The organism is Streptomyces sp. F63, assembly GCF_018070345.1.
Classification (GTDB): Bacteria; Actinomycetota; Actinomycetes; order Streptomycetales; family Streptomycetaceae; genus Streptomyces.
In genome coordinates, this window is the sequence record NZ_JAGPXX010000021.1 from 91,589 (window position 1) to 104,153 (window position 12,565).

The 12,565-nt window shown below is 73.8% G+C and carries 9 protein-coding genes; 5 read left to right on the top strand and 4 right to left on the bottom strand.

What is annotated here, in order from left to right; translation table 11 throughout:
- Positions 1 to 147: 147 nt before the first annotated feature.
- Both KBZ10_RS20430 and KBZ10_RS20435 read right to left on the bottom strand, forming a co-directional pair.
- Positions 148 to 1,338, bottom strand: coding sequence for an iron chelate uptake ABC transporter family permease subunit (locus KBZ10_RS20430; RefSeq protein ID WP_210989117.1), 1,191 nt, complete (start codon positions 1,336 to 1,338; stop codon positions 148 to 150).
- Positions 1,335 to 2,411 (bottom strand): iron chelate uptake ABC transporter family permease subunit, encoded by a 1,077-nt coding sequence (locus KBZ10_RS20435; protein WP_210989118.1) that lies wholly within the window; start codon positions 2,409 to 2,411, stop codon positions 1,335 to 1,337. The genes KBZ10_RS20430 and KBZ10_RS20435 overlap by 4 nt, the downstream gene beginning before the upstream one ends.
- 151 nt (positions 2,412 to 2,562) lie before the next feature.
- On the opposite strand from KBZ10_RS20435, the gene KBZ10_RS20440 reads away from it, so the two are divergent.
- From KBZ10_RS20440 to KBZ10_RS20460, 5 genes are all read left to right on the top strand, one after another.
- Positions 2,563 to 3,606, top strand: coding sequence for an ABC transporter substrate-binding protein (locus KBZ10_RS20440; protein ID WP_210989119.1), 1,044 nt, complete (start codon positions 2,563 to 2,565; stop codon positions 3,604 to 3,606).
- A gap of 354 nt (positions 3,607 to 3,960) precedes the next feature.
- On the top strand, positions 3,961 to 5,481 hold the full coding sequence (locus tag KBZ10_RS20445) for an aspartate aminotransferase family protein (protein WP_247702701.1): 1,521 nt from the start codon (positions 3,961 to 3,963) through the stop codon (positions 5,479 to 5,481).
- A 141-nt stretch (positions 5,482 to 5,622) separates the two neighbouring features.
- Positions 5,623 to 6,972: a lysine N(6)-hydroxylase/L-ornithine N(5)-oxygenase family protein gene (locus KBZ10_RS20450; RefSeq protein WP_210989121.1), complete on the top strand. Its 1,350-nt coding sequence runs from the start codon at positions 5,623 to 5,625 to the stop codon at positions 6,970 to 6,972.
- Positions 6,969 to 7,646 (top strand): GNAT family N-acetyltransferase, encoded by a 678-nt coding sequence (locus KBZ10_RS20455; RefSeq protein ID WP_210989122.1) that lies wholly within the window; start codon positions 6,969 to 6,971, stop codon positions 7,644 to 7,646. The genes KBZ10_RS20450 and KBZ10_RS20455 overlap by 4 nt, the downstream gene beginning before the upstream one ends.
- Positions 7,643 to 9,583, top strand: coding sequence for an IucA/IucC family siderophore biosynthesis protein (locus KBZ10_RS20460; RefSeq protein WP_210989123.1), 1,941 nt, complete (start codon positions 7,643 to 7,645; stop codon positions 9,581 to 9,583). The genes KBZ10_RS20455 and KBZ10_RS20460 overlap by 4 nt, the downstream gene beginning before the upstream one ends.
- Before the next feature lie 234 nt (positions 9,584 to 9,817).
- Here KBZ10_RS20460 and KBZ10_RS20465 read toward each other — a convergent pair whose 3' ends face one another.
- Positions 9,818 to 11,179 (bottom strand): MFS transporter, encoded by a 1,362-nt coding sequence (locus KBZ10_RS20465; protein WP_210989124.1) that lies wholly within the window; start codon positions 11,177 to 11,179, stop codon positions 9,818 to 9,820.
- Positions 11,176 to 11,868, bottom strand: coding sequence for a helix-turn-helix transcriptional regulator (locus KBZ10_RS20470; RefSeq protein ID WP_210989125.1), 693 nt, complete (start codon positions 11,866 to 11,868; stop codon positions 11,176 to 11,178). The genes KBZ10_RS20465 and KBZ10_RS20470 overlap by 4 nt, the downstream gene beginning before the upstream one ends.
- Between the last annotated feature and the right edge of the window lie 697 nt (positions 11,869 to 12,565).

Below are 12,565 nucleotides of genomic sequence, written 5' to 3' on the forward strand. Positions count from 1 at the left end.
CGGCGGAGGTCCCGCCGGTCACCGCGGGGCGGGCCCCGTCGGCCCGACCGGCGCCCGCCCCGGCCCCGCTCCCCGCCCCGGCCCCGCTCCCCGCCCCGGCCCCGCTCCCCGTCCCGCTCCCCGTCCCGCTCGTCTCGCTCTCCACGGTCACAGCCGCCCCGCCCGCCGCTGCCGGGCCAGCAGCCACACCAGGTAGCCGCCGCCCAGCAGTCCCGTCACCACGCCGACCGGCAACTGCCGTTCCCCGAAGGCGTTCTGCGCGGTCCAGTCGGCCAGCACCAGCAGCGCGGCCCCCATGCAGGCCGCCGGGACCAGGTTGGGGCCGGGCGCCTTCGTGAGGCGCTTGGCGAGCTGCGGGGCGGTGAGCGCGACGAAGGCCACCGGGCCGGCGCAGGCGGCGGCGAACGAGGCCAGCGCCACGGCCGCCCCGAGCGCCGCCAGCCGGACCCGCTCCACCCGGATGCCCAGGGCGTGGGCCGCGTCGTCGCCCATCTCCGCCACGCGCAGCGCCCGTCCGCAGCCGGTGACGGTCACCGGGAGCAGCACCGTCACCGCGATCAGCAGGGGCGTCACCTCGGGCCATCCGCGCCCGTCCAGACTTCCCGTCAGCCAGAGGACCGCGCGGGACGCCTCCATCAGCTTCGCCCGGGTCAGCAGATAGCCGTTGACGCCGGTGAGCATGGCCAGCACACCGATGCCGATCAGGACGAGCCGCAGCCCGTGCGGCCCCTGCCGCCACGCCAGGGCGAGGATCAGCAGACCGGTGAGCAGGCCCCCGGCGACGGCACCGCCCGCCAGGGCGGCACTGCTGCCCCCGGTGATGACGACGACGAGTGCGCCGGTCGAGGCGCCCTGCGTCAGCCCGAGCAGGTCGGGGCTGCCCAGCGGGTTGCGGACGACGGACTGGAACACCGCCCCCGACAGCGCCAGAGCCGCGCCGGCCAGCAGCGCGGCGATCACCCGGGGCAGCCGCAGCTCGTTGACGATGAAGTCCTGGGCGGGCGTGCCCGATCCGGCGAGGGTGCGCACCACGTCCACCGGGCCGATCGGGAAATCGCCGGTGCCCACGCTCAGCACGCCGCCGGCCAGCGCGGCCAGCAGGCAGCCGGCCGCCGCGGCCACTGCCCGGGGCCGGTAGCGGAGGCTGACGCCGGGGAGCGGACGCAGGGTGCGCAGCGTCCCGCCGAGCGGTGTGCGGGCCGCGCCCCGGCGCCGCCCACGGGGCGTGCCGGCCGGGCCCGCGCTGCTGCCTCCTCCGCCCGATCCCGTGCCGCGGACGGCTTTCCCGGTGCCGGTCCGCTCCGGCGCGCCCGCGTCCCGGGTGTCCGGGGTCGTCATGCTCCCGCCACCTTCCGGTGCCGCAGGACGTACAGGAACAGGGGCCCGCCGAGCACCGCCGTGACGATGCCGACCTGGAGTTCGCCGGGGCGCCCGAGGAGCCGGCCGAGCACGTCGGCGCCCAGCAGCAGCACCGGGGCGAGCACCGCGCAGTAGGGAAGCATCCAGCGCAGGTCCGGTCCGGTCAGCGCCCGCACCAGGTGCGGGACCATCAGCCCGACGAAGACGATCGGTCCCGCGGCGGCGGTGGCCGCCCCGCACAGCAGGGTGACGGCCACGATGGAGGCGGCGCGCACCCGGGCCGGCCGGGCGCCGAGGGCGCGCGCCTGGTCGTCGCCGAGCGCGAGGGCGTTGAGCGGCCGGGCCAGGGCCGGCGCCACCAGCAGTCCGGCGGCGACGAACGGCAGCACGTGCGTCACCGTCTCCATCCGCGCCGAGGCCAGTGAGCCGACGGTCCAGAACCGCATCCGGTCCAGGGACACCGTGTCGAGGATCATCGCCGCGTTGACGTACGAGTACAGCGCGGCGTTGAGTGCGGCCCCGGCCAGCGCCAGCCGCGCCGGGGTCGCCCCGCGTCCGCCGCCGACCGTGTAGACGAGGGCGGAGACGGCGGCGGCGCCCGCCAGGGCGAACCACACATAGCCGGTGAAGGCGGTCACGCCGAGGAAGGTGATGGCGGTGACCACGGCGGCCGAGGCGCCCGCGTTGATCCCCAGCAGCCCGGGGTCGGCCAGCGGATTGCGGGTGAGGGCCTGCATCACGCCGCCCGCGAGGCCGAGGGCGGCCCCGGCGAGCAGGCCGAGCAGGGTGCGCGGCAGCCGCATCCCGTGCACCACCTGGTAGGCCGCGGCCTCGCCGTCGAACAGGCCGTGCCACACCTCGCCGGGCGTGAGCGGCCGGGCGCCGAAGCCGAGGCTGAGCACCGTCACCGCCAGGAGAAGAACGAGCGCACCCGCCAAACCCGTTGCCCGCAGGGCCCGCTGGGCGCCCCGCGGCCGGCCGGCCGGCGGACGGGGCGGCGGCGGAGCCGGGGCGGTGCTCCGCGTCGCCGGGGACGGCTCGGTGACTGACACGTACGGCTCCGGTCGGGCCGGGGGGCGGGGGAGCCCCCCACGCACCCTTGGGCGGAAACTTTGGTTAGGTTAACCTAACATCTGCCGATCGGCCGTCGCGGTATCCGCCGGCCTTCTCCGCATTCCTCCGCCCTGCACGAAAGGCACCACCATGTCCGGGAACCATCCTGCTTCTCCCTCCCGCCGCGGCCTGCTCGCGGCAACCGGCGCTCTTGGTCTCGGCGTTCTCCTGGCGGCCTGCGGCGGCGACTCCGGCTCCTCCCCCGGTGCCGCGTCCGGCGCCGACGGCAAGGGCAAGCCGTGGTCCTTCACCGACGACCGCGGGAAGAAGGTGAGCGCGGACGGCACCCCGGAGCGCATCGTCGCCTTCACCGGCACCGCCGCGGCCCTCGCCGACTTCGGCCTCGGGGACGAGATCGTCGGTGTCTTCGGCGAGACCACGCTCAAGGACGGCTCGGCGCACCCGCAGGCCGGCGACCTCGATGTGCGGAAGGTCGAGGTGCTCGGCGACGCCTGGGGCGAGTTCGACATCGAGAAGTACGCGGCCCTCGACCCCGATCTGCTGGTCACGCACCAGTACGACGAGGGCTCGCTCTGGTACGTCCCCGAGGAGAGCGCGGACGCGATCCTCAAGGTGGCGCCCAGCGCCGCCGTGCGGGTCGCGAACGTCTCCCTGCCCGAGCCCATCGAGCGCTACGCCGAGCTGGCCGGATCCCTCGGCGCCGACCTGAAGTCGAAGCAGGTCACCGAGGGCAAGAAGCGTTTCGAGAGGGCCGCCGGCAAGCTGCGGAGGGCCGCGAGGGCCAAGGACGGACTGAAGGTCATGGCCGCCTCCGGCAGCGCCGACTACTTCTACGTCTCCGCGCCCGGCCCGGCCGCCGACCTGAAGTACTTCGAGGAACTGGGCGTCGAGTTCGTCACCCCGAAGGACGTGAAGGAGAGCGGCGGTTACTTCGAGAGCCTGAGCTGGGAGAACGCCGACAAGTACGACGCCGACCTGATCATCCTCGACAACCGCGGCACCGCTCTGCAGCCGGGGGACCTGGAGTCCAAGCCGACGTGGAAGAAGCTGGACGCGGTGGAGGCCGGCCAGGTCGTGGAGTGGGACCCGGTGCCGCGCTTCTCCTACCAGGGCGCCGCCCCGCTGCTGGAGAACCTGGCGGAGGCCATCGACGAGGCGAAGAAGCTCGACTGACGTTCCGTGCTTCGGCCTGGGCCGTGTGTCCCCGGGGAGCCGCTGCCCGCCGTCGGTCCGCTGTCCCTCCGTCCCGCTGTCCGCTGTCCGCTGTCCGCTGTCCGCGGCCTCCGCTTCCCCCGCCGCCGGGCGACGGCTCCGCGGGGGCGTCCGGCCCGCCGAGCGGCGGGTGAGTGGCGGGAAACCGCATGGCGGTCAGGCGTGGGCGGGGGGGCGAGGAGGGGTCAAGTTAGGTTAGGCTTACCTGTGTTCCTGCCCCCGACGGAGGACGTGCACGTGAGTCTTCAGGGACCCCTCCCCGCCGCCCCGACCGGGGCGGCCGCCCCGGCCGCCCACCCCGACCCCTGCTCCCACCTGCTGGGGAACGAAACGGCCGGCGACTACCGGCGCCTGGTCACCGGCGGCGTGGCGAGGGTCGCCGACGCGGTCGCCCGGGCCGGCCGCCCCTTCACCGGCGTCTCCCCGGACGAACTCGCTCCCCGGGTGGGCGCGATCGACCTGGACCGGCCCCTGGGCGACCCGGCCGCCGCCCTCGCCGAACTCGAGGAGGTGTACCTGCGCGACGCGGTCTACTTCCACCACCCCCGCTACCTCGCCCACCTCAACTGCCCCGTGGCGCTCCCCGCACTCCTCGGCGAGGCCGTCCTGTCCGCCGTCAACTCCTCCCTCGACACCTGGGACCAGAGCGCCGGCGGCACCCTGATGGAACGCCACGTCATCGACTGGACCGCCGGCCGCCTCCGCCTCGGCCGCGCCGCCGACGGCGTCTTCACCAGCGGCGGCACCCAGTCCAACCTCCAGGGCCTGCTGCTGGCCCGGGAGGAGACCTGCCGCGTGCTGCGGAAGAACCTCCCCGGCCCGGCACCGCTCGCCGCACTGCTGCCGCAGCTGCGCGTCCTCACCTCCGAGGACAGCCACTTCTCCGTCCGGAAGAGCGCCAAACTCCTCGGCCTGGCACCGGACTCCGTCATCCCCGTGCCCTCCGACGGCGACCGGCGGATGCGCCCCGACCTCCTCGCCCGCGAGATCGACCGCTGCTCCGCGGCGGACCTGACCGTCATGGCCGTGGTCGCCACCGCCGGGACCACCGATTTCGGCGCCATCGACCCGCTCCCCGCCATCGCCGCACTCTGCGAGGACGCCGGCGTCTGGATGCACGTGGACGCCGCCTACGGCTGCGGACTCCTGGCATCCCCGACCCGCCGCCATCTGCTCGACGGCATCGAACGGGCCTCCTCCGTCACCGTCGACTACCACAAGTCCTTCTTCCAGCCGGTCAGTTCGAGCGCCCTCCTGGTCCGCGACGGCGCCACGCTCCGCCACGCCACCTACTACGCGGACTACCTCAACCCGGCCCGCAGCGCGGAGCGGCGCATCCCCAACCAGGTCGACAAGAGCCTGCAGACCACACGGCGGTTCGACGCCCTCAAGATGTGGCTGACGCTGCGCATCATGGGCGCCGACGCCGTGGGACGGCTCTTCGACGAGGTCGTCGACCTCGCCGCCGCCGCCTGGCGGCTGCTGGACGCCGACCCGCGCTTCGAGGTCGTCACCCGCCCGGCCCTGTCCACCCTGGTGTTCCGCTGCGTACCGTCCGGCGGCGAGCACACCGAGGCCGACCGCCGCCACACCGACCTGGCCAATCTGCACGCCCGGGAGGCGCTGGCGGCCTCCGGGGAGGCGCTGGTCGCCGGAACGGTCGTCGACGGGCGGCACCACCTGAAGTTCACCCTGCTCAACCCGCGCACCACGCTCGACGACATCCGGGCCGTGCTCGACCTCCTCGCCGCCCACGCCGGCGACCACGCCACCACCCGGGGAGCACCGGGAGCGGCAACGGCGGTGGCCGGCGCCGCGGCTTCACCCGTCCGCTGACCTCCGCCTCCGGACCGAACCCGAGCCGGGGACGGCTGCGACGGCCGCCACAGCCGCGGCCACGGACCCAGGCCCAGGCCCAGGCCCAGCCCCAGCCCCAGCCCTCCCGCCGAGCAGCCCGCACCCTCCACGGAGACCGACGTGCCCGACACCACCTCCACTACGGCCGGAACACCCGCCGGACCGGACCGGCCCGCCCCGCACGACCTCATCGGCATCGGCCTGGGCCCCTTCAACCTCGGCCTGGCCTGCCTCACCGAACCCCTCCCCGACCTGGACGCCCTCTTCCTGGAGAGCCGGCCGGAGTTCTCCTGGCACCCCGGCATGATGCTGGCCGGCAGCCATCTGCAGACCCCGTTTCTGTCCGACCTCGTGACCCTGGCCGACCCCGCCTCCCCCTACTCCTTCCTCTGCTACCTCAAGGAGACCGGGCGGCTCTACCCCTTCTACATCCGCGAGAACTTCTACCCGCTGCGCTCGGAGTACGACGCCTACTGCCGCTGGGCCGCGGCCCGGCTGACCTCCCTCCGCTTCGGACACGAGGTCACCTCGGTGACGTACGACGAGACCGACGGCCTCCACACCGTCCACGCCGTCCGCACCGCCACGGGCGAACGCACCGAGCACCGGGCCCGCCACCTCGTCCTCGGCACCGGCACCGCGCCGTACATCCCCGAGGCGTGCGAGGGCCTGGGCGGCGACGTCCTCCACAACTCCCGCTACCTGGAGCACAAGGAGGCACTCCGGGCCAAGCGGAGCATCACCGTCATCGGCAGCGGCCAGAGCGCCGCGGAGATCTACCACGAACTGCTCTCCGAGATCGGCACCCACGGCTACCGGCTCGACTGGATCACCCGCTCCCCGCGCTTCTTCCCGCTCGAATACACCAAGCTCACCCTGGAGATGACCTCGCCCGAGTACGTGGACTACTTCCACGCCCTCCCCGAGGACACCCGCCACCGGCTGGCGGAGGAGCAGAAGCCGCTCTACAAGGGCATCAACTCCGAGCTCATCAACGCCATCTACGACCTGCTGTACGAGAAGAGCGCCGCCGGGCCCGTCCCGACCCGGCTCATCAGCAACACGGCACTCACCGACGTCTCGTACGACGAGTCCACCGGCACCTACACCCTCGGGCTCCACCAGCGGGAACAGGACCGCACGTTCTCGCTCACCACCGAAGGGCTCATCCTCGCCACCGGCTACGCCCACCGGCTCCCCGCCTTCCTCGACGGCATCCGGGACCGGCTGCGCTTCGACGGCCGCGGCCGCCTCGACCCGGCCCGCGACTACAGCGTCGACCGCGACGGCCGCCGCGTGTTCCTGCAGAACGGCGCCGTCCACGCGCACAGCGTCACCTCGCCGGACCTGGGCATGGGCCCGTACCGCAACTCCTGCATCATCCGCGCCGTCCTCGGCCGCGAGGTGTACGCGGTCGAGAAGTCCTTCACCTTCCAGGACTTCTCCGCCCCCGAGGGGAGCCCGGCATGAGCGGCATCCCGGACCGCGCAACCGGCTCCCCCGCGGCGGTCCCGCCCGCGACCGGCTCACCGGGCACCGGCGGCTCCGCCGGCCCGGGCTCCCGCACGCCCGTGTTCCGCCGCGCGGACCCCCGGCTCGGCGAGTTCACCGTCGTCCCCCTCGACCCGCGCGCCGACGCCGCCCTGCTGCACCGCTGGGTGACGGACCCCAGGGCCGCCTTCTGGCTGATGGGGGACGCGGACGAGAAGGACGTCGCCGAGGAGTACGAGCGGATCGCGGCCCACCCGCACCACGACGCCTTCCTCGGCCTCCACCGGGGCCGGCCCGCCTTCCTCGTCGAGCGCTACGACCCCGCGCGCGTCGAACTCGCCGGGCTCTACGAGGCGCAGCCCGGTGACGTCGGCATGCACTTCCTCACCGCGCCCCTCACCGCGCCCGGCGGCACCCCCGTGCACGGCTTCACCCGCGCCGTGATCACCACCGTCATGGCGATGCTGTTCGACGACCCGGCGGCGCGACGGGTCGTCGTCGAACCGGACGTCCGCAACACCGCCGTCCACCGGCTGAACGCCGCCATCGGCTTCGAGACCGTCACCACCATCGCCACCCCGGAGAAGGACGCCCTGCTGAGCGTCTGCACCCGCGACCGGTTCGCAGCAGCCGTACGAGGAGCCACGACATGAGCACCACCGCCCCCCACGAGGCCGTCGCCCATCTCACCCCCGAGCGCTGGGACACCGCCGTCCGCCTGCTGATCCGCAAGGCGCTCGCCGAGTTCTCCCACGAGCGTCTGCTCGCCCCGGTCCCGCTGTCCGCCGGCCGCTACCGCGTGACCGGCGACGACGGCACGGTCGAGTACCGCTTCACCGCCCGGCGGATGCGGCTCGACCACTGGCACGTCGACCCGGCGAGCATCACCCGCCACCGCGTCGGCACCGACGGCGCCCCCGGCGGCGAACTCCCGCTCGACGGCTTCGCCTTCTTCACCGAGCTGCGCACCACCCTCGGCATCGCCGACGACATCCTCCCCCTCTACCTGGAGGAGATCGGCTCCACCCTCGCCGGCACCGCCTACAAGCTCGCCAAACCCCCCGTCAGCGCCGCCGAACTGGCCGCCGCCGACTTCCAGGCCATCGAGACCGGCATGACCGAGGGACACCCCTGCTTCGTGGCCAACAACGGCCGTCTCGGCTTCGGCATCCACGACTACCACGCCCACGCGCCCGAGACCGCAGCCCCCGTCCGGCTGCTGTGGCTGGCCGCCCACCGCGACCACACCACCTTCACCTGCTCCGCCGACACCGACTACGGCACCCTGCTCCGCGCCGAGCTCGGCGAGCGTCTTCTCGGCCGCTTCGCCGCCACGCTCACCGGTCTCGGCCTCGACCCCGCCGACTACCTGCTCATACCCGTCCACCCCTGGCAGTGGCGGAACAAACTGTCCGTCACCTTCGCCGGCGAGATCGCCCAGCGACGCCTCGTCTGCCTCGGCCCCGGCGAGGACGAGTACCTCGCGCAGCAGTCCATCCGCACGTTCTTCAACACCAGCGACCCGGCCGGGCACTACGTCAAAACAGCCCTCTCCGTGCTCAACATGGGCTTCATGCGCGGCCTCTCCGCCGCCTACATGGAGGCCACCCCGGCCATCAACGACTGGCTCGCGGACCTCGTCGCCCGCGACCCCGTCCTCCGCCGGACCGGCCTCACCGTCATCCGCGAACGCGCCGCCGTCGGCTACCGCCACCGCGGCTACGAGGCCGCCACCGACCAGCACTCCCCGTACCGCAAGATGCTCGCCGCCCTCTGGCGCGAGAGTCCCGTCCCCGGCCTGCGCCCGGGACAGCGCCTCGCCACCATGGCCGCCCTCCTCCACACCGACCGCGACGGCCGCTCCCTCACCGCCGCCCTCATCCGCCGCTCCGGCCTCACCGCCGAGGAATGGCTGCGCCGCTGTCTCGACGCCTACCTCACCCCGCTGCTGCACAGCTTCTACGCCCACGACCTGGCGTTCATGCCGCACGGCGAGAACGTCATCCTCGTCCTGGAGGACGACGCCGTGGCACGCGTGGTCCTCAAGGACATCGCCGAGGAGATCGTCGTCATGAACCCCGGCGCCGAGCTGCCGCCGGAGGTCGAACGCGTCCGGGCCGAGGTGCCGGAGGACATGAAACTGCTGTCCATCCTCACCGACGTCTTCGACTGCTTCCTGCGCCACCTGGGCGCCCTGCTGGCGGCCGGGGACGTCATCGGCGAGGACGCCTTCTGGCGCACGGTCGCCGAGACCGTCACCGCCTACCAGCGGTCCGTGCCCGAACTCGCCGACCGCTTCGAGCGCTACGACATCTTCGCCGACGAGTTCGCCCTCTCCTGCCTCAACCGGCTCCAGCTGCGCGACAACCGGCAGATGGTCGACCTCCAGGACCCCGTCGGCGCCCTCCAACTGGCCGGCACGCTGCGGAACCCGATCGCCGCCCACGCCCCGGCGGACCGCACGGTCCCGGACCCGGCCGCTCCGGCCCCGGCGTCCCCGGCGGAGGACCGGGCGGCCGCAGCGGCCGGTGTGCGGGCGCCCGCGTCCGCGTCCGTGCCCGCGTCCGCGCCCGAGCTGCCGGGGACCTGACGCAGCCACGGACACCTGCGCACGCGACGCCGGGGCCGCCGCACGTGCCACGCCTTCGAGGGCCGAGCGGACCTGCTCAACCCGAGGGGCGACCGGCCGGTCCCGGTCCTTCCGGCGGGATCCCGGGCGCGGCCGGCCGAGGGCTCGTAGCCGGCCCCGTCAGGGGAAGCTCCGGCTCCCCTGACGGGGCCGGCGGTTCGTCCGGCCGTTCCCCCGCCGGTCGCCCCGGCCGGTTCATCCCGCCGGTCCTGCCGACGCCGTGCACCCCGCCGGCACCGTGGTCGCGGCAGGCTCCGTGGACCCCGCCGATGCCACCCGCGGCGGCGCGGGCCGTATCCACACCACCGCACCCACCAGCAGAACGCCCGCCACGAGCAGCCAGGGGAGCGGGCCGGCCGGCAGAACACCCGCGGCGAGACCCGCCAGCGCACCGGCCAATTGCAGCGCGAGGGACTTCACGGAGAGAGCGGTGGCCCGCCCCCCGCCCGCCACGCGCCGATGCAGCAGCTCGTTCTCGTTGGGTTCCGCCGAGCCGAGGCCGAAGTAGACCAAGGCGTAGCCCACGGCGGCGCACACGAGGGAGGCCGTCCCCGTCCACAGCAGGGTCGCGCCGAGCAGCGCCAGACCCGTGGCGCTCACGGCGAGACTCACCAGGACCGCGCGCCCGCCACTCCCCGTCAACCGGGCGGCCGGGGGAGCGCAATGACTGCCGAGGGCCGTGCAGAGGAAGCCCGCACAGGCGAGCGACGCGAAGAGGAGCGCTCCCGACTCCGCCGCACCGGTCAGCGCGGAGGCGCGTCCGGGGGCCAGCAGTTCAATGGTGGCCAGGGCCGTTCCCGCCGCAGCGGCCGTGAACAGCACGCGGCGGATCAGGCCGTCCCGGGCCCCCAGCCGCAGCCCGTCGAGGACGGTGGCCGGAACGCCCCGCAGCACGCCGCTCAGCGTGGCCGGCGGGCGGGGCGGTTCCGGCAGAGCGGTCAGTACGTACGCCACGAAGACCAGCCCCACCCCCGCGCCGAGCAGCGCCGGTACGGAGAGCGGCAGCACGGAACCGTGCGTCGCGTCCTCCAGCCGGCTGCCCAGCCGGGCAGCCGGGCCGTGCAGCAGCCAGGGCAGTCCGCCGCCGACGAGGGTGCCCACGGCGAGCGCGGCGGCGGACGCCGTGTTGCCGCGGGCGAGGCCGGTGCGCAACTCGGCGCCGGGACCCGCATGGGCTTGCACGGTGTCGACGTACCACGCCTCCGCGGGGCCGCTGGACAGGGCCCGGCCGGAACCCATGAGGACCATGGCGAGGGTGAGTACCCACAGGCTCGTAGCGAGGGCCAGCAGTGTGAGGGTGGTGAGGCTGAGCACACCGGCGGCCGCCAGAACGGTGCGGCGGCCGATCACATCGGACAGCCCGCCGGTCGGCAGTTCCAGAACGGCGACGGTGAGGGAGTACACGGCGAAGAGCGTGGCGATGGCCGCAAGTCCCATACCGCGCTCACCGAGCAGCAGGACTTGCGAGGGAAGGTAGAGCCCGACGGGGAGCCAGAACAGGAAGCTGACGGCGGTGTAGCGGCGGCGTGCGCCGGCGGGAGTGAGGGCCCCGGTCATGAGGCACCGGCGTCCGCCGCGGTGCCCGGCGGGGCTTCGGGCGGTGCGTCCGCCGCGGTGTCCGTCGCAGGCGCGGGCTCGGGGCCTTCCGTGACGGTCTCGGCGGTGCGCACGGCGAGGGGGAGTCCGGCGCTGAAGACCACGACCGGCTCGGCGCGCGGATCGGACGCGTCGCGGGCGGCGAGTTCCTCGGCGATCCGCTCGAACCGCGCCAGGAGTTCACCGAGAGACTCGGGTGTCAGCCGCAGGAGGAGATCGGCGATGCCGGACGGCTCCAGCCACTCCGGGCCCAGCCGTGCCGCTGCCAGATCCTCCTCGTGCTGGACGAGGGAGCGTTCCAGATGCTCGATCTGCGCTCTGCGTGTGACGTCGAGGAACGCGCGATGCTCGGGGGAGGCGCCGACCGCGGCGTTGTCCCAAGACGTGACGGCGTGCACGGCCTGCCAGCGGCGCTCGCGGCCGTCGCGGTGTTCCGCCTCCGCCACGAAACCGTACTTGGCCAGAACGCGCAGGTGATAGCTGGTGGAAGCGGACGACTCCTGTGTTCTTCCGGCCAGTTCGGTGGCGGTGGCGGGCCCGTCCTGGCGCAGCATCCCGAGCAGCCGGATGCGCAGGGGGTGGGTGAGGGCTTTGAGGGCCGCCGAGTCCCGCTCCGGGTTCAGTACGCGTTTGTGCTCGTGGGTGGCCATGGGGGTGAGGCTAGTGTCGGCGAGAGATTCTGCAAAGTTATTTTTGCAGAATTGTTTTGGTGAAGAACGCGAAGGGCGGGACGGGTGGAGTGGGCTGGGTTGCCGTTGGGGAGAGGGACGGTTCAAGAGGGATCACTGTCCCGGCGCCGGGTGGGCGGCGCGGTGGTGGTGGCGGGTGGGTTGCGGGCTGCCGGGTGGTTGTCGTGGTGGGGGTTACGGCATCCGGGTCGGGGTTGGGCGGGGGTCGGTCGTCTATCCGGTGTCGTGCGTGCCCGGGGTCGGTTGGAAAGACGTGGGCGTGGCTGGTGCCGGTGGGGGTGCGCGGAAGCACACGCGCGCCGGTGCTCTTCGGCTGCTCCGCCGTCGTGGCGGGCTGTCGGTGGTGCCGGTCGGGGGCCGCTGTCATGACTGAGCCTTGGCCGGTGAAGCCGCGGGGCACATGGCTGGTGTGATCGGTTCCCGGGATGCTCATGAACCGTTCCCGGTTCGGTAGGGACTTGCCGGTCCTCCCTTTCGGGCGTGGGTGTGGGCCCCTCCGTGTGGTGGTGGAGGGGCTGTCCCGGCCCGGGGCCCGAGGCGGGGCTTCCGCATTCAGGTGGTGGGGGTGTGGGGTGGGGTGGTGTAGGTGTGGCCGGTGGGGGCGGTCCAGCGGACCTCGCCGGTGTCGGGGTCGCGTTCCGCTTGCCATCGGGTGCGG

Coding starts and splice junctions, on each gene's coding strand:
- KBZ10_RS20430 (WP_210989117.1), bottom strand. CDS start 1,338: ATGACGACCCCGGACACCCGGGACGCGGGCGCGCCGGAGCGGACCGGC.
- KBZ10_RS20440 (WP_210989119.1), top strand. CDS start 2,563: ATGTCCGGGAACCATCCTGCTTCTCCCTCCCGCCGCGGCCTGCTCGCG.
- KBZ10_RS20455 (WP_210989122.1), top strand. CDS start 6,969: ATGAGCGGCATCCCGGACCGCGCAACCGGCTCCCCCGCGGCGGTCCCG.
- KBZ10_RS20460 (WP_210989123.1), top strand. CDS start 7,643: ATGAGCACCACCGCCCCCCACGAGGCCGTCGCCCATCTCACCCCCGAG.
- KBZ10_RS20465 (WP_210989124.1), bottom strand. CDS start 11,179: ATGACCGGGGCCCTCACTCCCGCCGGCGCACGCCGCCGCTACACCGCC.
- KBZ10_RS20470 (WP_210989125.1), bottom strand. CDS start 11,868: ATGGCCACCCACGAGCACAAACGCGTACTGAACCCGGAGCGGGACTCG.